This window comes from Sphingomonas sp. RB1R13 (assembly GCF_036663775.1).
Classification (GTDB): Bacteria; Pseudomonadota; Alphaproteobacteria; order Sphingomonadales; family Sphingomonadaceae; genus Sphingomicrobium.
On sequence record NZ_JAXOJM010000001.1, the window covers coordinates 587,829 to 612,867 of the forward strand.

At 63.0% G+C, this 25,039-nt stretch carries 25 protein-coding genes; 18 read left to right on the plus strand and 7 right to left on the minus strand.

The genetic code is table 11. From position 1 onward, the window contains the following. Positions 1 to 25: 25 nt before the first annotated feature. A complete protein-coding gene (locus U1700_RS02815; RefSeq protein ID WP_332749941.1) occupies positions 26 to 1,372 on the plus strand; it encodes a M20/M25/M40 family metallo-hydrolase in 1,347 nt (448 codons plus the stop codon). Positions 1,373 to 1,551: 179 nt separating this feature from the next. Then, positions 1,552 to 3,375, plus strand: a complete 1,824-nt coding sequence (locus U1700_RS02820; protein WP_332749943.1) for an autotransporter domain-containing protein — start codon at positions 1,552 to 1,554, stop codon at positions 3,373 to 3,375. Between the two features lie 56 nt (positions 3,376 to 3,431). Here the strand turns inward: U1700_RS02820 and U1700_RS02825 are convergent, their stop codons facing one another. Further along, entirely contained in the window at positions 3,432 to 4,013 is a 582-nt protein-coding gene (locus U1700_RS02825; protein WP_332749945.1) for a hypothetical protein, read from the minus strand. 104 nt (positions 4,014 to 4,117) lie between these two features. Here U1700_RS02825 and U1700_RS02830 point away from each other — a divergent pair, with 104 nt between their 5' ends. Further along, positions 4,118 to 4,597: a hypothetical protein gene (locus U1700_RS02830; protein ID WP_332749947.1), complete on the plus strand. Its 480-nt coding sequence runs from the start codon at positions 4,118 to 4,120 to the stop codon at positions 4,595 to 4,597. A 136-nt stretch (positions 4,598 to 4,733) separates the two neighbouring features. Here the strand turns inward: U1700_RS02830 and uvrB are convergent, their stop codons facing one another. Beyond that, positions 4,734 to 6,932 (minus strand): excinuclease ABC subunit UvrB, encoded by a 2,199-nt coding sequence (gene uvrB / locus U1700_RS02835; protein WP_332749949.1) that lies wholly within the window; start codon positions 6,930 to 6,932, stop codon positions 4,734 to 4,736. Between the two features lie 63 nt (positions 6,933 to 6,995). On the opposite strand from uvrB, the gene U1700_RS02840 reads away from it, so the two are divergent. The 4 genes from U1700_RS02840 to U1700_RS02855 are packed head-to-tail and all read left to right on the plus strand — an operon-like array spanning position 6,996 to position 10,584. Continuing rightward, complete coding sequence (locus tag U1700_RS02840) at positions 6,996 to 8,708, plus strand: N-acyl-D-amino-acid deacylase family protein (protein ID WP_332749950.1); 1,713 nt, start codon at positions 6,996 to 6,998, stop codon at positions 8,706 to 8,708. Between the two features lie 49 nt (positions 8,709 to 8,757). Beyond that, a complete protein-coding gene (locus U1700_RS02845; RefSeq protein ID WP_332749951.1) occupies positions 8,758 to 9,279 on the plus strand; it encodes a DUF3617 domain-containing protein in 522 nt (173 codons plus the stop codon). After that, a complete protein-coding gene (locus U1700_RS02850; RefSeq protein WP_332749953.1) occupies positions 9,276 to 9,626 on the plus strand; it encodes a hypothetical protein in 351 nt (116 codons plus the stop codon). Before U1700_RS02845 ends, U1700_RS02850 begins: the two co-directional genes overlap by 4 nt. 46 nt (positions 9,627 to 9,672) lie before the next feature. Further along, positions 9,673 to 10,584, plus strand: a complete 912-nt coding sequence (locus U1700_RS02855; protein WP_332749955.1) for a diacylglycerol/lipid kinase family protein — start codon at positions 9,673 to 9,675, stop codon at positions 10,582 to 10,584. Here U1700_RS02855 and U1700_RS02860 read toward each other — a convergent pair. Next, the gene (locus U1700_RS02860; RefSeq protein WP_332749957.1) at positions 10,574 to 10,789 is read right to left on the minus strand and encodes a hypothetical protein; all 216 of its coding nucleotides are present in this window, start codon (positions 10,787 to 10,789) and stop codon (positions 10,574 to 10,576) included. The two genes, U1700_RS02855 and U1700_RS02860, sit on opposite strands and share 11 nt — an antisense overlap. 189 nt (positions 10,790 to 10,978) lie before the next feature. Between U1700_RS02860 and U1700_RS02865 the strand changes: the two genes are divergently transcribed. From U1700_RS02865 to U1700_RS02895, 7 genes are all read left to right on the plus strand, one after another. Continuing rightward, a complete protein-coding gene (locus U1700_RS02865; protein WP_332749960.1) occupies positions 10,979 to 12,844 on the plus strand; it encodes a ribonucleoside-diphosphate reductase subunit alpha in 1,866 nt (621 codons plus the stop codon). An 88-nt stretch (positions 12,845 to 12,932) separates the two neighbouring features. Then, positions 12,933 to 13,334: an endonuclease domain-containing protein gene (locus U1700_RS02870; RefSeq protein WP_332749962.1), complete on the plus strand. Its 402-nt coding sequence runs from the start codon at positions 12,933 to 12,935 to the stop codon at positions 13,332 to 13,334. A 64-nt stretch (positions 13,335 to 13,398) separates the two neighbouring features. Continuing rightward, positions 13,399 to 13,641 carry a hypothetical protein gene (locus U1700_RS02875; RefSeq protein ID WP_332749963.1) on the plus strand — a complete coding sequence of 81 codons (243 nt, stop codon included), beginning with the start codon at positions 13,399 to 13,401 and terminating at the stop codon, positions 13,639 to 13,641. Further along, positions 13,638 to 14,039: a PepSY domain-containing protein gene (locus U1700_RS02880; protein ID WP_332751116.1), complete on the plus strand. Its 402-nt coding sequence runs from the start codon at positions 13,638 to 13,640 to the stop codon at positions 14,037 to 14,039. The genes U1700_RS02875 and U1700_RS02880 overlap by 4 nt, the downstream gene beginning before the upstream one ends. Positions 14,040 to 14,089: 50 nt before the next feature. Beyond that, on the plus strand, positions 14,090 to 15,145 hold the full coding sequence (locus U1700_RS02885; protein ID WP_332749965.1) for a ribonucleotide-diphosphate reductase subunit beta: 1,056 nt from the start codon (positions 14,090 to 14,092) through the stop codon (positions 15,143 to 15,145). 3 nt (positions 15,146 to 15,148) lie between these two features. Then, entirely contained in the window at positions 15,149 to 16,153 is a 1,005-nt protein-coding gene (locus U1700_RS02890) for a DUF2806 domain-containing protein (protein WP_332749967.1), read from the plus strand. A gap of 365 nt (positions 16,154 to 16,518) precedes the next feature. After that, positions 16,519 to 17,199 carry a hypothetical protein gene (locus tag U1700_RS02895; RefSeq protein ID WP_332749968.1) on the plus strand — a complete coding sequence of 227 codons (681 nt, stop codon included), beginning with the start codon at positions 16,519 to 16,521 and terminating at the stop codon, positions 17,197 to 17,199. 128 nt (positions 17,200 to 17,327) lie between these two features. Here the strand turns inward: U1700_RS02895 and U1700_RS02900 are convergent, their stop codons facing one another. Beyond that, on the minus strand, positions 17,328 to 17,591 hold the full coding sequence (locus U1700_RS02900) for a DUF6356 family protein (protein ID WP_332749970.1): 264 nt from the start codon (positions 17,589 to 17,591) through the stop codon (positions 17,328 to 17,330). Positions 17,592 to 17,699: 108 nt separating this feature from the next. On the opposite strand from U1700_RS02900, the gene U1700_RS02905 reads away from it, so the two are divergent. Beyond that, a complete protein-coding gene (locus tag U1700_RS02905) occupies positions 17,700 to 18,134 on the plus strand; it encodes a hypothetical protein (protein ID WP_332749972.1) in 435 nt (144 codons plus the stop codon). Positions 18,135 to 18,167: 33 nt separating this feature from the next. On the opposite strand, the gene U1700_RS02910 is transcribed toward U1700_RS02905, so the two are convergent. After that, on the minus strand, positions 18,168 to 18,638 hold the full coding sequence (locus U1700_RS02910; protein WP_332749973.1) for a universal stress protein: 471 nt from the start codon (positions 18,636 to 18,638) through the stop codon (positions 18,168 to 18,170). A gap of 370 nt (positions 18,639 to 19,008) precedes the next feature. Between U1700_RS02910 and U1700_RS02915 the strand changes: the two genes are divergently transcribed. After that, the gene (locus tag U1700_RS02915; protein WP_332749975.1) at positions 19,009 to 19,776 is read left to right on the plus strand and encodes a WecB/TagA/CpsF family glycosyltransferase; all 768 of its coding nucleotides are present in this window, start codon (positions 19,009 to 19,011) and stop codon (positions 19,774 to 19,776) included. Positions 19,777 to 19,875: 99 nt separating this feature from the next. After that, positions 19,876 to 21,219 (plus strand): hypothetical protein, encoded by a 1,344-nt coding sequence (locus U1700_RS02920; protein ID WP_332749977.1) that lies wholly within the window; start codon positions 19,876 to 19,878, stop codon positions 21,217 to 21,219. Here U1700_RS02920 and U1700_RS02925 read toward each other — a convergent pair. Further along, positions 21,194 to 21,919, minus strand: a complete 726-nt coding sequence (locus tag U1700_RS02925; RefSeq protein WP_332749979.1) for a glycosyltransferase family 4 protein — start codon at positions 21,917 to 21,919, stop codon at positions 21,194 to 21,196. The genes U1700_RS02920 and U1700_RS02925 overlap by 26 nt on opposite strands. Before the next feature lie 518 nt (positions 21,920 to 22,437). Between U1700_RS02925 and U1700_RS02930 the strand changes: the two genes are divergently transcribed. Next, a complete protein-coding gene (locus tag U1700_RS02930; RefSeq protein ID WP_332749980.1) occupies positions 22,438 to 23,532 on the plus strand; it encodes a TonB family protein in 1,095 nt (364 codons plus the stop codon). Between the two features lie 64 nt (positions 23,533 to 23,596). Here the strand turns inward: U1700_RS02930 and U1700_RS02935 are convergent, their stop codons facing one another. Continuing rightward, positions 23,597 to 25,027 carry a mannose-1-phosphate guanylyltransferase/mannose-6-phosphate isomerase gene (locus U1700_RS02935; RefSeq protein WP_332749981.1) on the minus strand — a complete coding sequence of 477 codons (1,431 nt, stop codon included), beginning with the start codon at positions 25,025 to 25,027 and terminating at the stop codon, positions 23,597 to 23,599. Between the last annotated feature and the right edge of the window lie 12 nt (positions 25,028 to 25,039).

Genomic DNA, 25,039 nt, shown 5'->3' on the forward strand with positions numbered 1-25,039 from the left:
GCCCACGGGCGGCTAGCCTTGGTCGATGAGCAGATTTCCAGGTTCGCCCTTCGTCCATATCGCCGCAGCCGCCGTGGCGCTGCTGATCGCTGTCCCGTCGTCGGCGGCGCCTTCCTCGACCGAACGGCGGATGATCGCGACGGTCGATGCCGAGCAGGGCCGGACGCTCGCCATGCTTGAGCGGTGGGTCAACCAGAACAGCGGGTCGCACAATCTCGCCGGGGTCGAGGCGGTGGGCAAGATGATCCGCGCCGAGCTTGAGCCGCTGGGGTTCGCAGTGCGCTTCCTTCCGCTGCGCCAGACGGGGCGTGCGGGGCATCTGGTCGCGCATCATCAGGGCACCGGCAAGCGATTGCTTCTGATCGGCCATCTCGACACGGTGTTCGAGGCCGACAGCCCGTTTCAGAAGTGGGTCCGCAGTGGCGGTGGCTCCGGTGATCGGGCCAATGGCCCGGGGGCGAGCGACGACAAGGGCGGCGACGCGGTCATGGTCGCGGCCCTGCGCGCGATGCAGGCGGCGGGGACGCTGAAGAATGCCGACATCACGGTCTTCCTGACTGGGGACGAGGAGGATAGCGGATCGCCGATCGAGATCGCCCGGCGCGACCTGATCGCGGCGGGGAAGGCGGCCGATGTCGCGCTCGATTTCGAAGGGCTGATCCGGTTGCCCGACGCCCGGGGCGGGCTGGTCGACATGGGATCGGTCTCTCGGCGCGGTGTGGCGGGGTGGACGGTTACGGTCGCCGGCAAGCCCGGCCACTCGAGCGGCGTTTTCTCCAGCGAGGCTGGTTATGGCGCGATTTATGAACTCTCGCGGATCATCGATGCCTTCCGCACCCAGTTGCGCGATGACAAGCTGACCTTTAATGTCGGGCTGTTCGGCGGCGGGCAGGAGGCGGTCACGGACGCGGCCAAGATCCGGCTGACGGCGGCGGGCAAGACCAATATCATTGCCGCGACCGCCGTCGCACGCGGCGACCTGCGCGCGCTGACCCGTGACCAATATGCCCGCACCGTGGCGAAAATGAAGGCGATCGTCGGGGCACCCCTGCCCGGCGCAACGAGCAGCATCAGCTTCGACGACGACGTCTATCCGCCAATGGCCCCGACCCCGGGCAATCGCGCGCTGCTGGCGCGGCTCAACCGGGTCAATGCCGACATGGGGCTTGCGGCGATGGTCGAACTCGACCCGCTCAAGCGCGGTGCGGGCGACATCAGCTTCGTTGCCGCCGATGTCGACGGGCTGGCCGGGCTCGGGCCCGCGAGCACGGGCGATCATACGCCGGCCGAGACGGTCGATATCCCGTCGATCTTCCGCCAGGCCAAGCGCGCCGCACTATTGATGAGCCGATTGGCAGCGGAGAAACGCTGATCGTGTCGCCTTGGCAGAGCCACGCCTGACGGGGCTGCGCATCGACGTAGCCAAGCTTGACGTAGCGGCAACTGCTTGAAACTTCACGACTGTTGCGCCCGCGCCACTTCCCTGGGCGAACGCGTGGCGTATTAGTCGCGCTGGACAGGCCGGTCACGGCCGCAGGGGAGGATGTTTTCATGACTATTCGTCGTTTCGTAGCGGCATCGCTGCTTGCCGCCACCGCGCTGGTTGCCGCCACGCCCGCATCGGCGCAGCGCGTCACGCGCATCGTCGCCTTTGGTGACAGCTATGCCGACACCGGCAACCTGTTCCGTATCATCGGGCTCAATCCGGTTTCGACGACGGTCTACACCACCGGGCGATTCTCGGGCGGGACCAACTATATCGACACGCTGTCGACCCTGCTGAACGCACCCCAAGTCAACTATGCCATCGGCGGCGCAACCACCGGTTCGGCGAACGTCACGGTCCCGGCGCCGCTCGGCTATTCGACGCAGGTCGGAAGCTTCCTCGCAGGCGGCGGTACGCTGTTCCCGGCGGGCCCGGCCACTTTTGGCCCCAACGATCTGCTGGCGATTTCGGTCGGAGGCAATGACGCGCGCGCATATCAGCAGTCGGGCGGCACCGTCGCCGGCGCAACCGCCGCCGCCAATGTCGCGGTCGCCAACTTCACCGCCAACACCAATGCACTGGTCGCGGCCGGGGCGCGCAACATCAGCTACATCGCGCTCGACGCCTCGACCGCCCCCGAAGTAGCTGGGAACCTGCCGGCGCAGGCCGTTCGCGGCGCCTTCTCGTCGACCTTTAACGCCGGGATCAAGGCCCCTCTGGCGGGCTATGCCGCCAATGGCGCGATCGTGAACTATCTCGACGTCGGGCTGGTCGGCGCGCGCATCACCGCGACGCCTGCGGCCTATGGCATCACCAACCTGGTCTGCCCGGCCTTCCCCAACCCGACCTGCGTCGTCAATGCCTCGGGCTATCTTTTCTATGGCGACCAGCTTCACCTGACCTCGGACGGGTTCCGCATCGTCGCCAAATATATCGCGGCGCAGATGGAAGCCCCGCTGACGCTTCAGGCGACCAGCGACCTGGCGCTCGACACCGCCCGCCAGTTCGGCCGGACGATGATGACGCGCATGGATGCAGGCAGCCCGCGCGATGGCGAACTGCTGTCGGGGGTGCGCCTGTTCGCTTTGGGTGACACGTTCAGCCGCACCGCCGATGCCACCTTCACCAGCGACCAGATCAAGACCACCAGTGTTGGCGCGACGCTGGGGCTCGAGGCCGGCTTTTCGGGCGGGACTGCCGGGATCGCCGCCAACTACTCCAAGCCCAAGGCCAAGGTCGGCGCAGGCGTCGCCGATACCCGCTCGCGCAGCTACCAGATCGGCGCCTTTGCCGGCTTCGGTCTCGCGGGCGGCTTTGCCCAAGGCTATCTCGGCTATGGCAAGGACAAGCATCGCATCAGCCGCATGGGCGTGATCGACGCCATGTCGGCCAAGCCGTCGGGCAGCCATGTGCTGGCGGGCGCGAAGGCGGGCTATCTGATGGGCCTCGGCGGGCTTCGTGCCGGACCGGTCGTGGCGCTCGATTATGCCAAGGCCAAGGTCGATGGCTATACCGAAACGGGCGACGCAGCGCTGACCCTCAACGTCAATTCGCAGCGCTTCTCATCGCTGCGCGGGTCGGCCGGGCTGGAACTTCGCGGGGATATGGACTTGGGCGGCATGCACTTCCGCCCGTTTGCCGCGCTGCTCGCCGAGAAGGATTTCAAGGGCGACGGACGAACCGTCTACTACGCCCAGACCTCGGCCCCGACGATCGTCAACCATTTCGCTTTCGAGAACGCCAGCAAGAAGACCTATGGCCGGTTGAACCTGGGCTTCGGCGCCGGAATCTCGTCGGCGCTGTCGGTCGATGCCGGCGTGTCGGGGACCTTCGGCAAGAAGCAGGGCAACGAGACCTCGGGCCAGATCGGGTTCAACGTCGGCTTCTGATTACCGGATAGACTTTCGTCACGGTAGGAGGGCCGTCCCACATCGGGGCCGCCCTTTTATGTGCGACAGCGCGCGAACGGCTTCAGCGGGATCGGCGAGGGCTTGGTGACCAGCCGCATCGTCCCGGTCAGCGCGATTTCGACCGGGCCTGGGCCGGAAAAGACGCGGGCGACGGCGCTGGTCATGTCCGACGGCGCCTCGCTCGCCAGCCAGCTGCTGGTCATTGCCGCGGTATCACCGACCGCCAATGCCGGGACCGAGGCGGCGCGGGCGTTGCCGGTGAAGCTGATCGTGCCCTTGCCCCCCTCGGGCGCGGCGTCGGCTCGGTGGAACAGCAATTTGCCCCCGCGACAGGCGATCGAGAAAGTGATCGCCCCGGGTCCGCCGCCATAATCGGCCGACCCCGATGCTTCGTTCCAGTGCCAATGCATGCCGTCGGTCGGAAGCGGCATCGACGCCTTGGCGACCGCTTCGGCCACGCCCGAATTTGCGGGTGCGGCAAGCCCGGACGCGGGCGCGTCGCCAACGGCATTGTCGGGCGGGGCGACGGCATTGTTCGCCACCGGAGAGCTGTCGTTGCACGCCCCTAAGGTGGATACGAGCGCGGCAAGGAACAGGTGCGTAACGATCTTGGTCATCAAGCGGCAACGCGCCGCGCCCGGCGGGGTTGCGTTGCGGCTTGACAGTCGGCGACAGTGGGCGCGCAATAGCCGTCGTTGATCAACACCCGGGGGAGGATATGATGGACGAGACGCTGCACACCGCCGATGCGGCACCGATCGGGACGCCAGTTAGCGTCGGACGCACGCCGTGGCATCTATGGGCGGTCGGCCTGCTGTCGCTGGCGTGGAATGCGATCGGCGGGATCGATTACACCATGACCCAGACTCACAATGCCGCCTACCTCGCCGCCGCGACCCCCGCTCAGATCGCCTGGTTCGCGGGCTTCCCGGCATGGGAAGTGGCGGCGTGGGCGCTGGGCGTGTGGGGGGCGATTGCGGGGTCGCTGCTGCTGCTTGCGCGAAGCCGCCACGCGGTCGCGGTGTTCGGCGTGTCGCTGGCCGGGCTGGCCGTGAGCAGCGCCTACCAATGGTTCGTCAACCCGCCGCCGGGGGAGACCCAGACCGGTGGCATGCTGGCCCTCGACTTCGCCATCTGGGGAATCGCGATCGCGCTACTGTTGTATGCGCAGCGGATGAAGGCGCGCGGGGTGTTGCGTTAGGCGGCGCGAGGCCGAATTCTCGCTAATTCAACGCCTTCCGCAAGGCGAACTTCTTCCATGTCGGTTTCCATGTCTGCGAAATTGCGAATCATCGTTGGCGTTTACACAACCGCCACCGGCAAAGGTTGGCCGTTAGCTATCGCCCAGATCCACCCGACTTGAATCGCGACTGCTTTCCGTACCGCCCCTTCCGTGTCCCTGGCTTGCCTTCGTTCGAATTGCCGGCCGGGCGCGGGGCGCGGCGTTGTTGCTGGGGAATGCCGAGGTCGTCTTCCTCCAGCCGTCGGATCTCGTCGCGAAGGCGCCCGGCTTCCTCGAATTCCAGGTCGGCCGCGGCCTTGCGCATCCGCCCTTCGAGGTCGGCGATGTAGGCCTTCAAATTATGCCCGACCAAATGCGGCCGCTCGTCGTCGCCGGTCTCGACCAGCACGCCGTCGCGCAAGCTGACGTCGCTCATGATGTCGTTGATCTGGCTCTTGATCGACGCCGGGGTGATGCCGTGCTCAAGGTTGTAGGCGACCTGCTTTTCGCGGCGGCGATCGGTCTCGTTGAGCGCGCGCTCCATGCTGCCCGTCACTCGGTCGGCGTAAAGGATCACGCGCCCGTCGACGTTGCGCGCGGCGCGGCCGATGGTCTGGATCAGCGACGTTTCGGACCGCAGGAACCCCTCCTTGTCGGCATCGAGGATCGCAACCAGCCCGCATTCGGGAATGTCGAGCCCCTCGCGCAGCAGGTTGATCCCGACGAGCACGTCATAGACGCCGAGGCGCAGATCGCGGATCAGCTCAATCCGCTCCAGCGTCTCGACGTCGCTATGCATATAGCGAACGCGAAGCCCGGCCTCGTGGAGATATTCGGTCAGATCCTCGGCCATGCGCTTGGTCAGCGTCGTGACCAATGTCCGATAGCCCGCCTTGGCGACCTTCTTCGCCTCGTTGACGAGGTCGTCGACCTGGTCCTCGACCGGCTTGATCTCGACCGGCGGATCGATCAGCCCGGTCGGGCGGATGACCTGCTCGGAAAAGACTCCGCCGGTCGCCTCCATCTCCCATGGGCCGGGAGTCGCCGAGACGAACGTCGTCTGCGGCCGCATCGCGTCCCATTCGTTGAAGCGCAGCGGGCGATTGTCGATACAGCTCGGCAGACGAAAACCATATTCGGCGAGCGTGATCTTGCGCCGGTGATCGCCCTTGGCCATCGCCCCGATCTGGGGCACCGTCTGGTGGCTTTCATCGACGAACAACAGCGCGTTGTCGGGCAGATATTCGAACAAGGTCGGCGGCGGCTCGCCCGGCATCCGCCCCGTCAGGAAGCGCGAGTAATTCTCGATCCCGGCGCACGAGCCGGTTGCGGCGATCATTTCGAGGTCGAAATTGGTGCGCTGCTCGATCCGCTGGTGTTCGATCAGCTTGCCCTCGGCCTCAAGCTCTTTCAGACGCTCGGCCAGCTCGTGGCGGATCGCCTCCATCGCCTGCTTGAGCGTGGGCCCCGGAGTCACATAATGCGAGTTGGCATAGACTTTCACGCTGTCGAGCGACGCCACCTTCTTGCCCGTCAGCGGATCAAACTCGACGATGTCCTCAATCTCGTCGCCGAAGAAGGAAATCCGCCACGCGGTGTCCTCATAATGCGACGGGAAAATCTCCAGATTATCGCCCTTGACCCGGAAATTGCCGCGCGCAAAGGCCGCGTCATTGCGCTTATACTGCAGCGCGACGAGCTTGCGGATGATCTCGCGCTGGTCGGCGTGGGCGCCCTTCTTCATCGAGAAGATCATCGCCGAATAAGTCTCGACCGAGCCGATGCCATAGAGACACGACACCGACGCGACGATGATCACATCGTCGCGTTCGAGCAATGACCGGGTGGCGCTGTGCCGCATCCGGTCGATCGCCTCGTTCACCGAGCTTTCCTTCTCGATGTAGGTGTCCGAGCGGGGGACATAGGCTTCGGGCTGGTAATAGTCGTAATAGCTGACGAAAAATTCGACCGCATTGTCCGGGAAATAGCTTTTGAACTCACCGTAAAGCTGCGCCGCAAGGATCTTGTTCGGGGCGAGGATCAGCGCCGGGCGCTGCAATTTCTCGATCATCTTGGCCATGGTGAAGGTCTTGCCCGACCCGGTGACGCCCAGCAGCACCTGATCCTTTTCGCCCTCATCAATGCCTTCGCTCAGCTCCCTGATTGCGGTTGGCTGATCCCCGGCCGGATCATAGGAAGAAGCGAGCACGAACTTGCGCCCACCCTCGGCTTTCTCAGGCCGCTGCGGACGGTGCGGGACGAAGCTGTCGCCCATATCGGGCTCGGCGAGCGAGGTTCGGATTTGTATTGCCATCGCTTGGCGATATGGTGCCGCCAATCGGCCTGCGCAACGCGGGCGTTCCGGGGGGGGGATTTCATGCGTGCTTTATGGCCTTCGCTCTCTTTCCTCTTGGCTTCCTGCGCCAGCGCCCCGCCCCCCGCACGCGCCCCTTCACAGACGGCGCAGCAGTTCGACCTCATCATTCGCGGCGGGACCATCGTCGACGGTAGCGGCGGCCAGCCGTTCACCGGCGACGTCGGCATCAGCGGCGACCGCATCGTTGCCGTCGCGCCGCACCTCGACGGCATGGCCAGTCGGACGATCGACGCCACCGGCCTCGCCGTCGCGCCGGGCTTCGTCAACATGCTCAGCTGGGCCAATGACTCGCTGGTCGAGGATGGCGCGAGCGAAAGCGACATCCGCCAGGGCGTCACGCTCGAAGTGATGGGCGAGGGCGACAGTGAGGGCCCCTACAACGACAAGATGATCGCCAACGCCGAGGCGCAGCAGGTCGACATCAAATATCCGATCAGCTGGCGCAGCCTGCGCGGCTATTGGGACTTCCTCGAGAAAAAGGGCATCGCCCCCAACGTCGCCAGCTTCGTCGGCGCCAGCCAGGTTCGCACCTTTGTGCTGGGTGAAGATGATGTCGACCCGACCCCGGCCCAGCTCGCCGAGATGCAGAACCTCGTCCGCGCGGCGATGAACGAGGGCGCGATGGGGGTCGGATCGTCGCTGATCTATGCCCCCGCGACCTTCGCCGAAACCCCCGAGCTGATCGCGCTCGCCACTGCCTCGGCGCAGTGCGGCGGCATGTACATCAGCCACATGCGCAACGAGAGCGACCATGTCCTCGACGCGACCGACGAGCTGATCGCCATCGCTCGCGCTTCGGGCGGCCCGGCCGAAATCTATCATATGAAGCAGGCCGGCACGGGCAATTGGGACAAGCAAAAGCCGATGATCGACCGGATCGAGGCGGCGCGGGCGCAGGGCATCCGCATCACGGCGGACATGTACACCTACACCGCCGGCGCCACCGGGCTCGACGCGGCGATGCCGCCATGGGTCCGCGCGGGGGGCTATGACCAATGGCGCAAGCGGCTGCTCGACCCGGTGATGCGCAAGAAAGTCATCGCCGAGATGAAGCTTCGCCCGGTCGGCTGGGACAGCCTCTATTTCCAGGCCGGCGGCCCCGACAAGGTCCTGTTCCTGCAGTTCAAGAATCCGGCGCTGAAGAAATATACCGGCATGACCCTTGCCCAGGTGGCGAAGGCGCGGGGGACCAGCCCGGAAGACACTGCGATCGACCTGGTGATCGAGGACGGGACGCGTGTCGGCACCGCCTATTTCCTGATGGGCGAGGAGAATGTCGCGCGCCAGACCGCCCTGCCGTGGATGTCGTTTGGAAGCGACGCCGGCTCGCAAGCACCACGGGGCAAATTTCTGCTGTCGAGCGTCCACCCGCGCACCTACGGCAATTTCTCGCGGCTGCTCGGCAAATATGTCCGCGACGACAAGAAGCTGTCGCTGGCCGAGGCGGTGCGCAAGCTCTCCTACCAGCCGGCGTCGAACCTCGGCATTAAGGATCGCGGGATGATCCGCGCCGGCATGCACGCCGACCTTGCGATCTTTGACGCGGCCAAAATCGCCGACACCGCCACCTTTGACAAGCCGCAGCAATTCGCGGTCGGCATGCGCGACGTGCTGGTCAACGGCCAGCCGGTGTTGCTCGACGGCCAGATGACCCTCGCCCGCCCCGGCCGTGCCGTCACCGGTCCCGGTACGGGGAGGTGTCCGCCAAAATGAAACGCTCGATCAAATCAATGCGCCACCAGAAAACTCCAAGGGGAATAAAATGATGACCGACCTTCGCTGGGCGCTTGCCGCCGCGCCGCTACTGCTCCTCGCCGCCTGTGACGATGCCCCCAAGGTCGACAAGCGCGCCGGCGAGGCCAAGCAGCTGACCGCGGGCGCCTATGAGGTGTCGGCCAAGCTCGACACGCTGGCCAAGGCCGACCGCGAAGCCCCCGCGACCACGGCCAAGGTCGGCGACATGACCACGCTCAAGGGCTGCGTCGCTGCCGACGGGACGCCCGAGGCGACGCTGTTCATCGAACCCGGCGACGTGTGCAGGGCGACCCAAAGCTATTCGAGCGGCGCGATCCTCAACATCCAGTACAACTGCCAGCGCAAGGGCAAGTCGGGGTCGGTCAACTATTCGATCGACGGCCAGTTCACCGCCGACGGCTTCACCGCCAAGGTCACCACGGGCACCAGCTTCATCAGCCCCGATGATTATGTCGCCAATCGCAGCCTGACCGGCAAGCGCGTCGGCAATTGCCCGGCGGCGGCGGCGGGAGCTCCGGCCAAGGCATGAGCGACCTCACCCGCCACGCGCCGGCGGTCGCGCCGCTCTTTACGATCCTGATCGCGGCCTTTTCCGAAATGGCACGGCGCCGGCTAATCGAGCGGTTGACGAGCCATGGGGCAACCGACCGCACAAAGGCGATCTCGCTCGACCGACCGACATTCATGGAGCGGCAATGGCTCCTCCGGCTCGAAGCAATCGACGTGATCAAGGACGTTGGCGGAGGACGCTATTTCTTTGACGAAGCGGTGGTCGAGCGACGGCGCCAGGCGCAATATCGCCAGATTCCGTGGCTCCTGCTGATCCTTGTCGTCGCAGTCGGGCTCGCGACCGCGCTGGTCCTGCTCGGGCACTGATCTGGTCCCGCGCACCCATTGCGCGCCTCGCTGCGTTAAGCCGCCCATGAAAGCAGTCATCCTCATCAACCGCTCGGGCGGGACCGCCAAGGGCGACGACCAGATCGGCCAGAAGGTCGAGGCGGCGATGCGCGCAGCGGGCATCGAGGGCGAGGTCGAGTTGCTCGACGGCGCGGGAGTTGCCAGGCGGGCGCAGGAAGCGGTCGCGGCGGGGGCCGAACTCGTCATCGCCGGCGGCGGCGACGGGTCGATCAGCGCGGCGGCGGGCGCCATCGCCGGGACCGAGACAATCCTCGGCATTCTGCCACTGGGCACGCTCAACCACCTTGCGCGCGACCTCGCCATCCCGTTCGACATCGACAAGGCGGCGGTGATCATCGGCGGCGGGCACGACCGCCGTATCGACGTCGCCGACCTCAACGGGCAGGTGTTTGTCAACAATAGCGCGCTTGGCCTCTACCCGCTGATGGTGGTCGACCGCGACGCCCAGCAGAAACGCCTCGGCCGGTCGAAGAAAACGGCGATGATGATCGCCGCGCTGCGCACGCTGGTCCGCTTTCGCCATGCCCGGATCACGATCTGCGCCGATGGCGACCGGCTGGCGATCGAGACGCCGTTGCTGTTCATCGGCAATAATGACTATGCCGTGGCCTTGCCGACCCCCGGGCAGCGCAAGTCGCTGGTCGACGGCAAATTGTGCGTACTGGTGCTGCGCAAGAAGGGCCGCTGGGGCCTGTTCGCGGTCGCGCTCCGCACCCTGCTCAACCGCGCCCGCGACGATGACATGATCCGCCTCGACGCGGTCGAGACATTGCGTGTCGAAAGCCGCCGAAGCCATTTGACGGTGTCGGTCGACGGCGAGACCGAGCAACTCCAGTCGCCGCTTGAGTATAAGATCCGCAAGGGTGCGCTGCGCGTCATGGGACCGCCACCCGAGCCCGAAGCGACTAAGGGCTGAGCCTTTCGTCGGCGACCGTGAGCACGCTGTATCCGCACCACCAAAGACGGATCGACATCGTCTTGGCGCCGAAGGGGCGACTGTGGCGCGTTTCAGCCATTTCATCGAAAATCGTCCGATTTTTTAACGGATCGTTAAAATCTATCTTGCGTCCGGCGTCACTTTCAAACACTATCCATTGTGTAGCGACGGGGGCTTCACTCAACACCTAGTGGTTGGGACTGGATATACCTATATCCGGTAACGGAGGCGCTGTGCCTGTGGATATCGGGGACAGGCCACAGAAAAAGACCCGCGACGGTGCAAAATACGCTAGGCTCGGGCCATGGTCGCGAGTCGAACAGATATAGAACATGGGAAGCCATTCGCTTCCCCGGAAAAGCAGGAGCCGGTCATGGATTTCGCAAGCAGCAGCACGGTCGACGCCGCCGACGTGGCGCCCGTGCGCGACAGCCACACGATCGATACGCGCGCCTTCAACGTCGTCACCGATTCGAGCCGCGATGCGCTCCTGACCGACTTCGGCAAGGACACGTTGAACGACCGTTACCTGCTCCCGGGCGAATCCTATCAGGACCTGTTCGCGCGCGTCGCCTCGGCCTACGCCGACAACCAGGACCATGCCCAGCGGGTCTATGACTATATCTCGAAGCTGTGGTTCATGCCCGCCACCCCTGTGCTGTCGAACGGCGGCACCGGGCGCGGGCTGCCGATTTCATGCTACCTCAACTCGGTGTCGGACAGCCTGGGCGGCATTGTCGATACGTGGAACGAGAATGTGTGGCTGGCGTCCAAGGGCGGCGGCATCGGCACTTATTGGGGCAATGTCCGCGGCATTGGCGAGCCGGTCGGCCTCAACGGCAAGACCAGCGGGATCATCCCCTTTGTCCGCGTGATGGACAGCCTGACCCTCGCGATCAGCCAGGGTTCGCTGCGCCGTGGCTCGGCCGCCTGCTACCTCGACGTCTCGCACCCCGAGATCGAGGAATTCCTTGAGATCCGCAAACCCTCGGGCGACTTCAACCGCAAGGCATTGAATCTCCACCACGGCGTGCTCGTCACCGACGAGTTCATGGAGGCCGTGCGAAATGGCGACGAGTTCATCCTGCGCAGTCCCCGTGACCAGACCGAGCGGGGCAAGGTCGATGCGCGATCGCTGTTCCAGAAGCTGGTCGAGACCCGCCTCGCCACCGGCGAGCCCTACATCATCTTCATCGACCAGGTGAACCGGTCGATGCCCAAGCATCATCGCGACCTCGGCCTCAAGGTGACGACCTCGAACCTGTGCAGTGAAATCACCTTGCCGACGGGCAAGGACCATCTCGGCGCCGAGCGCACCGCGGTCTGCTGCCTGTCGTCGCTCGGCCTGGAAAAGTGGGACGAGTGGAACGGCGACAAGGATTTCATCGAGGACGTCATGCGCTTCCTCGACAATGTCCTGTCGGACTATATCGCCCGCGCCCCCGACGAGATGGCGCGCGCCAAATATAGCTGCGAGCGCGAACGCTCGGTCGGCCTCGGCGTGATGGGTTTCCACAGCTTCCTCCAGGCGCGTAGCCTGCCGTTTGAGGGCGCCATGGCCAAGTCGTGGAACCTCAAGATCTTCAAGCATATCCGCGCTCAGGTCGACCAGGCGTCGATGATGCTCGCACAAGAGCGTGGCCCCTGCCCCGACGCCGCCGACATGGGCGTGATGGAGCGCTTCAGCTGCAAGATGGCGATCGCGCCGACTGCGTCAATCTCGATCATCTGCGGCGGAACCAGCGCGTGCATCGAGCCGATCCCGGCCAACATCTATACCCACAAGACGCTGTCGGGCAGCTTTTCGATCAAGAATCCGTTCCTCGAGAAGCTGCTGCAGGACAAGTCCAAGGACTCGGCCAACGTGTGGAATTCGATCCTCGAGCAGGGCGGGTCGGTCCAGCACCTCGACTTCCTCACGGCCGAGGAGAAGGACACCTACAAGACCAGCTTCGAGATCGACCAGCGCTGGCTGCTCGAACTGTCGGCCGACCGCACCCCCTACATCGACCAGGCCCAGTCGCTGAACCTGTTCATCCCCGCCGACGTCGACAAGTGGGACCTGATGATGCTTCACTTCCGCGCGTGGGAACTGGGCATCAAGTCGCTCTATTACCTCCGCTCGAAATCGGTCCAGCGCGCCGGGTTCGCCGGCGGGGTCGAAGCCGACAATACGGTCGAAGCGCCGAAATATGAGCTGGCAACGACGGACTATGACGAATGCCTCGCGTGTCAGTGATCACTCCCTCACCCTACCGCGGCGGCGCCGCTCCTTCCCTCTCCCAATGGGAGAGGGATGAGGCGCGCAGCGCCGAAAGGGTGAGGCCGTGAAGACCTACGACACGGCACGAACTGGCGCCGTCCTCCGCGCCCGCCAGCTTCGCCATGACTCGACCAAGCCCGAGCAGCGGTTGTGGAGCGCGCTCCGGGAAAGCTTCCCCGATCGCAAATGGCGCCGACAAATGCCCGTCGGCCCGTTTTTCGTGGACCTTGCCTGCTTTAACGAGCGCCTCGTCATCGAACTCGACGGCGGCCAGCATGCCGAGGCCGGCGAATATGACGCCGCCCGAACACGTTTCATCGAAGCGCAGGGTTATCGAGTCCTTCGCTTCTGGAACAACGACGTGCTGGAAAACCTCGAAGGCGTGGTTACCAGCGTCGCGAACGCTCTAAACCCCTCTCCCTTGGGAGAGGGCGACTCAGCGGAGCTGAGCGGGGTGAGGCCGTGACCTTTCGCCCTCACCCTTCCGCCGCTTCGCGTCTCCCTCCCTCTCCCAAGGGGAGAGGGACATAATGACCACCGCCAACCTCGTCTTCACCCTCGCCGGTGCAACGGCCCTCATCCTCGGACTGGTCACCTTGCTTCGCCCGTCGCTGATCCGCCGGCTGATCGGGGCGAAGGACAGCGAGCCTGCCAAATATGGCCTGCTCATCGCGGGCATGATGCTTGCCGCCTTCGGTCTCCTCCTCGCCGGTTTCGCGATCGGCTTCACCACGGCCAAGCCGCTCGACATGAACCTGGGAGCGTCCCGCTGATGCGCAAGTACCACCGCTGGCTGAGCGTGTTGTTCGGCGTCTTCATCCTGTGGATCGCGGTCACTGGGGTGCTCAGCCAGGTCGGCGAGCTCGTCAACAAGGGCGGGATGGACGACGATGATCGCCCAACCGCCGGAGCTGCCGCCCCCGCAGTCCCCGCCGGCTTCGTCTGCCCCGCAACCATGAACTGCCGTCCTAAGCCCGCGCCCGGCGCCTGGAACGTCGGTTTCCTCCACCACCTCCACTCGGGCGAGCAGTTCGGGCCGGTCGGCGTGGTCATCTCGATCCTGTCGGGGCTCGGCCTGATCTTCTTCGCCATCTCCGGCATGTGGATGTACGTCCAGATGTACCGCCGCCGCGCCCACCGCCACAGCCATCCGCGGCGCCTGTTCTGGTGATCGCCGCCGCCCGCCCCCATATTCACTCGTAGGACCCAGGAGCCACCGCCATGCCCCTTCTCGAAACCCGCAACCAGTATAAGCCGTTCGAATACCCGTGGGCGTTCGATTTCTGGAAGCGTCAGCAGCAGATCCACTGGATGCCCGAGGAAGTACCCTTGGGCGAGGATTGCCGCGACTGGGCGCAGAAGCTCTCCGAGCATGAGCGCAACCTGCTCACCCAGATTTTCCGCTTCTTCACCCAGGCCGATATCGAGGTGCAGGACTGCTATCACGAGAAATACGGCCGCATCTTCAAGCCGGTCGAGATCAAGATGATGCTCGCCGCCTTCTCCAACATGGAGACGGTCCACATCGCCGCCTACAGCCACCTGCTCGACACCATCGGCATGCCCGAGAGCGAATATGGCATGTTCCTCCAGTATAAGGAGATGAAGGACAAGCACGACTATCTGTCGACCTTCGGCGTCGACACCGACGAGGACATTGCCAAGACGCTGGCCATGTTCGGCGGCTTCACCGAGGGGCTGCAGCTGTTCGCCAGCTTTGCCATGCTGATGAACTTCCCGCGCTTCAACAAGATGAAGGGCATGGGCCAGATCGTGTCATGGTCCGTGCGCGACGAGAGCCTTCACTGCGAGGGCATCATCAAGCTGTTCCACGCCTTCACCAAGGAGCGCGACTGCCTCACCCGCGCCGTCCGCGACGACATCACCGACATGTGTTTCAAGACCGTGCGGCTGGAAGACGCGTTCATCGACCTGGCGTTCGAGGCCGGCCCGGTCGAAGGCATGAACGCCGACGATATCAAGCTCTACGTCCGCTACATCGCCGACTGGCGCCTGAGCCAGCTCCACCTGCCGCCGATCTACAAGGTCAAGGAACACCCCCTCCCCTGGCTCGCACCCCTCCTCAACGGGGTCGAGCACGCCAACTTCTTCGAAACGAGGGCGACGGAATATTCCAAGGCGGCGACGCGCGGCAACTGGGGCGAAGTGTGGGACAATTTCGACGTGCGCGCGAAGGCGAAGGCAAGCAACGACGTCGTCGCGATCGAGGACAAGGGCGAGGATATGTTTGCTAGGGCTGGAGTGGCGGCGGAGTAGGGTATGGACCAAGATGAGCCGCCCGAACTAGTTTCTATTGAAGCTTCGCTTACGGAAAGTGGCGTCGCACTAAACGCGCGGAGCCGCTTTGTATCAGCGATCGACCGGCTGTTCGGCGGAATATTCTCGTTGCCTGCGACCCACCTTGAAGCGCGGGTCGCGCGAACTCGTTTGTCAGCCGACTTAGACCGCCAGCGAATGCGGCAAAAAGCTGAACTTCAGCTGGCCGGAGAGCTAAAACTCGCGCAGCTTGGCTTAGCGGCTGCGTACATTTCTCAAGAAAGAGAGACTAAACGGCTCCTAAACTTAGCTAGCGTCGCTGCGTTCGCTCTCGAGGATCTTAGAGAAGGACAGTCCGAATGTGCCTCGGACGAGAACTTCGAAGGTGATATATCTGATGATTGGCTGAATTGGTTTGAGTCTTGCGCGGAAAAAGCCACCGCGGATCACGTGCGTCAACTGTGGGGTAAGATACTCGCAAGCGAGTCGAGGAAGCCGGGCTCTTTTTCCCTTAGTACGCTCCGAGTCGTGAGCGAAACTGATCAGCGACTCGCGGAATTGTTTCAGAAGCACGTTTGCAACGTTTTTGAAGGTAAGTTTCTCCTTAAGGACGATGAGGATACCAAGGGCGAAGAACTTCTTGAATTATCAGCTCTTGAAGACGCCGGTTATCTACGAGAAGTCAGCGGAATGCTGAATTTCACTTGGAATTTCAATGATGAGGGAAACTTCGTCCACCGTGCAGGTAACTTGGTATTTGTTGCCGAGGGTCCTGCGGGGCACCAAATTCAAGTTGGCATCATATTGATTTCCCGAGCTGGCTTGGACCTTCTCACCGTTCTCCCACAGATCCCTCAAGACGGGGCATTCCGACAACTCGCAACCCTTATGCCGCCCGTCACTACCTCAATCACGTTAGGTGTTGTCCTAAGTGAGACAGGCCCGGGCCAGATCAACTGGATGCAAACTGAGGTTTTGAAAGCGCCTCAGCCACCAGCGACCGAGTAAATTAGATTACGGTAACGGTTTACTCAAACCCCTTGAGTAGCCGATTGCAGCATTTGGCCGACCGATCTTTGTCCGCCACCCAACCCTCGTTCGAAGCGCTAAGGCGTCGTAACAACCATGGCGCCGAACATACGAGCGCGCGCGATCTGCAGCAGTAGCTCGGCTACATCCAGTGGTGGCGGTTCCAAGAGGCGGTTGCGTGGTCTTTTCAATTCTCTAGCGACAGGGATCCCGGCATTCGCCAGGACGACGACCGACGTCCGCTTCGCGAATTTACCCTTATCCGAATACCCCCAAAAAGATTTTGCTGTCCTACACGAACCTTTTAGGTTCATAGAGCCGTCCTGACCAACGGGAGGACGGGCATGGCGCGGCGGAAGAACAGGGTGCGGGACATTTCGCCGGAGGAGTTTGATGCCTGGTCCGCCTCGGTCGACAGCTTCAAGGCGTGCAGCAAGGCTGCTGACGAGGAGGGCGGGCCGCGGCTGTCGTTCGTCCCGCAACCGAAGCGGCTCGGCCTCGAGATCTTGCCCGACGAGGTCGACGCGGCGCCGGATCAGCTGACCTCTCCCGCCACGCTTCACGCCGTGCCCTTTGCGCCCGAGCCGAGCCGCAAGGTTGGCGGCTGGTCGGCGTCGCGCCAGCATCTGTTCGTCGGCACGCTTGCGGAAACCGGATCGGTTCATCTGGCGGCGAAGTCGGCCGGGCTGTCGGCGCGCAGTGCCTATGGCCTGAGGATCCGCTCGGCAGCGTTCGCCCGCGCGTGGGACGCCGCCCAGCAGCTGGCCGTTGGGCGATTGTCGGCGCTGGTGTTCGACCGCGCGATCAATGGCCGGGTCGAGCAGATCTGGTGCGGCGACGAACTGATCGGCGAGAAGCGCGTGCCGTCCGATCGGCTGCTGACCTGGCTGCTCGCGCGGCTTGATCCGGCACGCTTTGCCGGGCCGTGGGAGCGCCGCTCGGGCGACCTGTCCGATCCGCAAGCCGACGTCCAGGCCGCCTTCCCCGCGCTGATGGCCGCGCTGACCGATGTGCCGGTGGATTGACCGCGAGCGAGCGGCAGCGAAAGGCAAGCCACAACGACGTCACGAGCGCGAACATGTGTGAACATTCGCCCGCGAGCGAGCGGCAGCGAAAGGCGAGCGCACAAAGACTCCGAGCCAACAAAAACGCTTTAAATCGCCCAGTCGAACTCGCCGAATGCGCCATATTCGCTTGCCCTGCGCGCTTCCGATCGCGCGGCGCGATGTTCGATCATCTGGGCATAGAGCGCGGCGACGGTCTGGCTGCCGGTCCGTTCGAAGGCGAACGGCAGCAGCGCGTGGAGGCAGCAGGCGGCGCCGCCCGCGATCATCCGCGCGCCAAAGCCGAACGCGACGGCGAGATGTTCGCCATAGGTTTCGCCGATCGAGGCAGGATGGCGAGTGAACAGCTTCATGGGGGCGCTCCGCGGTTGGTCGGTCCCGGCCATAGCCCAATTTAGTCCCCGGCGCGCCCGCTTTTTGCCGCGGCGTCAATCGGTTGCATGCCCGGACTTATGTGGCCTATGGCGACCCATCCTTTCATCGAGCATATCCCCAATGAGCGCCGCCGCCCTGCCCGCACCGACCAGTGCCCGCGCCATCGAGTCGCCGGCGGCCGCATGAGCCGGCGTCGGCGCACTGGAATTGGTCGTTTCCTGCCCTGGTCGGGGATCATTGGTGGGTTCGCTGGAATCGCCGTTGTTCACCAATGGGGTTCGACAGGGCTGTTCAACGATTGCGCGCGCTATTCGCCGGCGGTGATGGCGGCAGTGCTTGGGCTCGGGCTGCTGTGCATCGGGATCGGCGCGATGGGCTCGATCGGGGTCGCCTACCACAGCCATGAAACCCCCGAACGGCGCTTCATCGCGCTGGTCTCGCTGGGCTGCGCGATATTGTTCGTGGTGGCGGTGTTGCTGCCGGGAACGGCGGGGAGCATCAACCCGATCTGCGGCGGCTAGCGTCGCGGCAGGGCGCAGCGGCGCGGCTGTGGTTCACTCGGCGTCGGGTGCCGCCCGGAAATGCGCCTCGAATTGTGCATCGCTGACCGTTTCCCGGGCGATCATGACGCTGCACTGGACAGAGTCGATGATGGAACTGCCGGGCGACGTCAACCACCAGCGTTCCAGGAACGTCTGCCGCCGATGGCCGATGATGATGAGGTCGGCGCGCATCCGCACGGCGGTCGTCGCAATCAGCTGGGCAGGGTCACCGCGCCGAATTTCCCCCGTCGCGGCGACGCCCAGGCGGGACAATCGCTCAAGGCCCAGCTTGAGCAGGTCGGGCCCTTCGGACGGTTGGTGCACCATCGAGAGGCCATCGGCGGTCACCCAGCCGGCGGCGGCGCGATCGATGATCAGCAGATGCGCCTTCGCCGCGAAGATCTGCGCGATCAGCGCACCCTCGCGCAACGCAACCAGCGTCTGCCGTGAGCAGTCCGCCGCCAACAGGATTCTCTTGTACATAGCCGTCCGTCACCCACCCGCTCGAGGGATAGGCGGTGCTACATGTCATTGCAATTTCCGGCCATTATTCCTCGGAGCCACCGTCTCGCGCCGGATCGGGAAGCGCGGGCATTGCCCGGACGCGGCCAGCCCGATTAACCGAGCAGCTTCGTCGCCAGCTGATCACCCGGTGGGAATATCCCGGACGCCAAAGTCGAGGGGACAAGGGCTTGCACTCACGGGTTGATGGCCATGGCCGCACGATGCAGCAGGAACATCGCTCCATTGGCGGTGTTGATGCTGTGCCGGTCCAATTGATTGCGTTAAGGTGGAGCATGTTTGGCGTTAGTTCTGACGGCGACCCCTCGCCTACGGGTGGGGTGCGATGGGCGTGAGCGACGCAAAGCGAAGTCGCGTCTTCGGCCTGCCAATCTGTTCTCTCACCCAAGAAGAATTAATCGACGAGATACTAAAGCCTGACCAGTCTGGTCTCGCACGGTTGGTTGCAACGGTTAATGTCGATCATGTTGTGACGCTGCGAACCGATGTCGCCTTTCAGGATGCCTATCGCTCCGCCTGGCGGATCACAGCGGATGGTGCACCGGTCTATCTTTATGCGAAGGTCGTTGGCCTACCTTTGAAGGAACGGATAACGGGCGCTGATCTGTTTGCGGAACTCGTGCTTCGCTGGGACCCGATGGTGCACCGCCTGTTCTTACTGGTCAGCAATGACGAAGTAGCCGACAGGATACGCGAGACCATGGTCGACCGGAAATTCAGCAACGATAACCTAACGATCGAGGTTGCCCCGTTAGGATTTGATAGCGATGAGGCGTTTGGTGACAGACTGGCGGCAAATGTGCGCGACTTTGGCGCGACCCATTTGATCATGGCAGTCGGAGCCCCCAAGTCTGAAATCTGGGCTTATCATCATCGCGATTCGATCGGCAACGCAACGGTCCTGTGCGTAGGCGCGGCAGTGGAATTCGTGACGGGCCTGAAGGTGCGGTCACCGGTGCTCATGCGGCGTTTTGGAATGGAATGGTTCTGGCGCTTCCTGCTTGAGCCGAGACGCTTGTTCAGTCGCTACTTCGTCAGGTCGTTCGGTTTTTTCCTGGCCGTTGCCGACGACCAGCGCCGTGAGCGGACAAGGGGCTGACACGTTGGTTATGCAGCGCGGCAAGCAGGCGAGATCAGCGCGATGAGCGCTCCCCCCGCGGGCGCCGTGTCGCGGTTAAATGGGTCAGATCGTCGTCCAATGCTGCTTTCCCCGCAGGCCGCGGGTCACGCGTCGCCCCGCCAGGACTCGGCCTCGACCTGGTCGCACGGCCTGCTGTGGGCGAGTGTCCTGTTCAACCTGCTGCTGTGCTTCATCGATACGAACATCGTCAGGCTGGGCCAACAGGAGGTCATCCTGGGCGAAGCGCTGATTTTGGCGACCGCGGTTGGCCTGCCATTCCTGAGCCCCGCCCGGCGCCCCGGTCGCTGGGACATACTATTCGCATTCCTGTTGGTAACCTGGCTCGTCTTGTCGATTGTCCGCGGGACCGCCGATCCCAAGCTGTTTCGCGACGTTGCAATCATCCCGATCTTCATCATCGTCGGCATGACGTGCAGGAACAGTCGCCTTCACGTCAGCATATTTCGTCTCCACCTCGTCATCCTCTTTTTCGCCTTGTGGGAGGCGATTGCACCCACGGGTTTCGTGTCGGTCTTTTCGGTCGGCCAGTATTTTGCGCACACTCGGGGGCAGTCGGTCGATGATTGGTGGGTGAACAACGGGCTGTACATCAGTTCCATCCGGCCCGAGGCCCGTTTCCTGTTCAGCAACCTGCCACTCCACAGGTTGTCGTCGGTGTTTCTGGAGCCGGTGTCGCTTGGTAATTATGTGGTGTTGGCGACGGTCTGGCTGGTCGGCTTCTGGCGGCACATGCCGAGGTGGATGGTGATTGTCGCGGCCTTTGCCAATTTATTGTTGCTTGTCGGTTGCGACAGTCGGCTGGCGACAATCGCCTGTGTGATTCTCCTGACCGCAGCGCCGTTCAAGAAGCGACTGCCCGCGGTTGTTCCGCTCGTAATGGCCCCCGCCACAATCGCGGCCACATTCATTGCCGTAGCGATATTGAACCTTCGTGCGGGCAACGATGATTTCCCCGGGCGCGTCGCATATAGCGTGGAGACGCTGCGCAAGTTCACGCTCGACGATCTTGGCGGCATATCGCTCAGCCACATGGCGGCGACCCAAGACGCCGGGTTTGCCTATCTGATCAACTCGCAGTCGCTGGTGGTAGCCATCCTGATCTGGACAATCTTGTTCGCCAAGCCCGCCAAAACGCTCGAAAGTCGCTATGTTCACTTCGGCGTGGCGCTTTATCTATCGCTCAACCTGATCGTCAGCTGGTCTCTATTCTCGATCAAGACCGCGGCTTTGCTGTGGATCCTGCTTGGCCAAACGATTGCCGCCGACGAAGATACGGCGTCGCGCGATGCGGTATTGCCTGATGAGGACGAAGAGACGTCTCCAACAAGCCAAATGCCGTCGACAAGGCGAGGAAGCAGTTATTCGGGCAGGCGCGCTATCGAGCGGACCGAACCAGGCTAAGATAAGATCGGGCCATCCGGTCTGGTAAGTATTTCAGCGCCATCGCGGTCGCAAACTGGTCGCGAACCTGTATCGGGGGCGGCGTGTCGAGCCATTTGCCGATGGCACCGGCCCAGACAGCAGCGTCGGTTGGCGGGAGGAAGGCGACAGGCGAGGCGGCGTCGATCCGGAGCACTTCCTTGAGAACCACAATGTCGCTGACGATCGTCGGAAGCCCCATGATGACGGCTTCGACGGCAGATATTCCGAAGGTTTCGTGAAGCGACGGAAAAGCAAAAATATCAGCAGCGCCATATAGCTGCGCCGTATCGCGGTGGGTCAGCGGCCCAAGCAAATGAAGGCGGTCGTTAACCCCCAGATCACGGGCCAGGCGTTCCAGATGGTGACGAAGATTTCCGTCTCCGGCAATGATCAGGCGCGCATTGGGCAGATCAGGGAGAACCCTGACGAGCAATTGAAGGTTCTTTTGCTCAACTAGTCGGGCGGTAGCAAGAATGATCCTGCGATCATTCGGGACGGCATGTTGCCGCAGCGTCTCTACCCTGGATTGAATGACTGCGGGTTTTGGTACCCCATGTTCGATCAGGATGAGCCGGCGACGATAGGCCGCTGGATAAGCGGCGAACTCGTCGCGCGTAAAACCCGTGTTGACGATATTCGCAGTGTACAAGCCGAGCGTCCCGAAAATCCGGTCGAGCAAGCGGAGCGGGCCGGCGGTAGCCCGCGGCACGGTAGTTTGATGAACAATCCGCCGGATCCCCGGGCGAAATAGTCCTGCGAGGCCGACGATGATCGCAGGTGCGGCCTGATAAGCAATTACCGTGTCGAACCCGCCCCCCAATAGCCGCCGTCCCGCTCTGAAGGCCCCGCGCAACTTAGCAATTTTCGAAACGTCCACTTCTGGGGCGAGGAAGATGGTCGTGACCCGCAGCCCGTCTAAGCGCAGCGCTGACCCGATCTCATTCGCTAGAGCAAGGACACCTCCTGGATCGGGCGAATTGACGATCTGCAATACTCGCACTGAAGCCCCTCTCCTCCTCGGCTGCTTAAACTCAATATGCTCATCCAGATCACTTATTCACTAGATAAAGTTACGGCGGCGAGCATTGGCAGAATATAGCGACGCCCGACGCCGTTCGACGTGCCGCCCGCCCTCGGCAATTTGTAACCGGTGCCGACTGTGGGAGAACTTGTAACGAGGATGTTCGTTTCGACCATATGGCGACAGCGGATCATGATCATTACGAGACCTTGGGCGTAACGTCAGATGCGACACCACAGCAGGTCCATGACGCGTATCGCTCGCTGATCCGCGTCCACCGCGACCGGCCGGGCGAACCCGATCCTGTTCGCATCGAGCGGGCCCGCCGGATCAACATCGCGCACACTATCCTGCAAAACCCCGTCAAGCGGCGGCAATACGACGACTCCATTGCGGGTCCTGCAGGAGCTACCCTGCTCAAGACACCGCAGTCGGCCTTGCCGAACGATGGTTGGAAGGGGGCCGATTTCGGCGACGATAGCGAAGAGCCCATGCGACAGCGGAAGCGCATCTGGTACCCGCTCGGCGTCGCATTGATCGCGCTGGGCGCCACCACCATCATGCTGATGACCTTCTATCCGACCCCGATCGTCGATCATCTGCCGGCTACGGTTAAAGCCGATGTCAATTCGTACTCCGCACGACCCGGCAAACAGGGGTCAAACAGTTTATCCGAAGGCAGTTTTACGCCGTTACCGACGGACAAGACGCCAGCGGCAACCGATCCACAAACAGAGCAGCCTTCCCAGCTGAGCGACCGCGCAGGTGGGGTGCTGAGCGACGGGCAAGTTGCAGGAAAGGGGTCGGCGGTCCCGCCTCCTGGGGACACTGCAGCCGCGCTGGCTCCCTTGGCCACGAAACCGCCAGCCGATAATCAGGGGGTAACGGTTTCCAAGGAGCCTGGCGTGGCGGACAAAACCACTTTGTCGCCCGTCCCGGCCCCGCCGGCCGCTCCGGGCGATCGTTCGGCCAGGACCGTTGACCGAAAGGACGCGCCAGCACGTTGGCTTGGCGGCGGGCTTACCGACGGTGACAATATGGATGGCCAACTGGTCGGAACGGTAGGAATCCGGTTCGTTGTTGAACCTAAGGGATCGATCAGCAACTGCCGCGCCGAACGCAGCAGCGGTGATCCGCGCCTTGACCAACTTACCTGCCAGCTTTTGACGGAACGCTTGCGATTTGATCCGGCCACCAATGCGCAAGGAAAAGCGGTCCCCAGCGAAGTTCGAACGACCACAAGATGGGGCCGACGCGACCAGCGGCGCTAGCGCCTGGTCCGGTCAGTGCCCATTGTTCGCAAACCACGGAAACAGCCGCGCCAAATTCCGTTCGTCAAGTACCCGCCGATTCTGCGTGGCGACCATAAACATCGTCAAACCGAACAATATCGTCTTCCCCAAGATAAGGTCCGCACTGGACTTCGACCAATTCCAGAGCGACCTTGCCGGGATTGGCCAGACGATGCCGCGCGCCGGCCGGAATATAAGTCGACTGATTCTCCTGAAGCAGCTTCACCTCGTCATCGACGGTGACCTCTGCAGTGCCGCTGACCACAATCCAATGTTCGGCCCGGTGGAAATGCATCTGCAACGACAGTTGCTCGCCCGGCGACACGACGATCCGCTTGATCTGGAAGCGGGCACCTTCGCTGATCGTCTCATACGATCCCCACGGCCGTGCCACCCGCGGCGGCAAGTTGACGACCTGGGCTTCGCCGAGTTGATCGACCAGCGCCTTGACACCCGATGCCCGGTCGAGGGGCGCAATGAAGATCGCATCCGACTGGGCAATGACCGCGATATTCTCCAGCCCAAGGCCGGCAATGACTGCCCGCCCATCACTCCTGATCAAGCAATTATGCGTTTGCTGCAGCACGACGTCACCGCTGACCGCATTGCCGTACTCGTCTTTTTCAGCCTTTTCCCAGACGGATTTCCAGGTTCCGACGTCGGACCAGCCCATGCTCGTGGGCAGGACGAATTTCTCGGCGGTCTTTTCCATGATGCCATGATCGATCGAAATATTTTCTGCCGATGCAAACGCATCGCGCTGGGGACGGACAAAAATTCCATCGCGGCTGCTGGACTCGATCGAGCGCGCAACGGCGTCGGCGCTGTGCGGCAGAAACTGGCGAAACATCGCCTGATAATGGCTTGCACGAAACAGGAATATGCCACAATTCCAGAGGTATCGGCCCGAAGAAATAAATTCCGCCGCGCGGGCTTCGTCGGGTTTTTCGACAAAGCTTGCGATAGGCAGGGCGCGGCCCTCATCAAACGGCTCGCCGATTTCAATATATCCATAGTCCGAGCTTGGCGACATCGGCTTGGCGCCGAATGTGACAATGCCTCCATTTATCGCCTGCTCCGTGGCTGCAGCGATGGCTCGCTCGAACGCCGGCTGGTCGTCGATCACATGGTCTGACGGCATCAGCAAAAGCAGTTCGTCATCGCCGCGCGCCAGCACCCACTCAACTGCAAGCGCCGCAGCACTGGCCGTATTGCGTCCAACCGGCTCCAGCAGGATCGCCTCCACCGCTTGGCCAATTTCTTCAAGTTGGCTCTTTAGGAAAAAACGATGATCCTCGCCGCCAATTACGAGCGGGGGCTCGAATGCCTCGCCGCTTACTCGCCGAGCCGTGACCTGAAGCATCGACTCATCACCCACGATGGGCAGGAGCTGCTTGGGAAAGGTTCGGCGCGACAATGGCCACAGCCGCGTTCCGGAGCCCCCGGACAAGATCACCGGACGTATCTTCGTCATAAAATGCAAAGC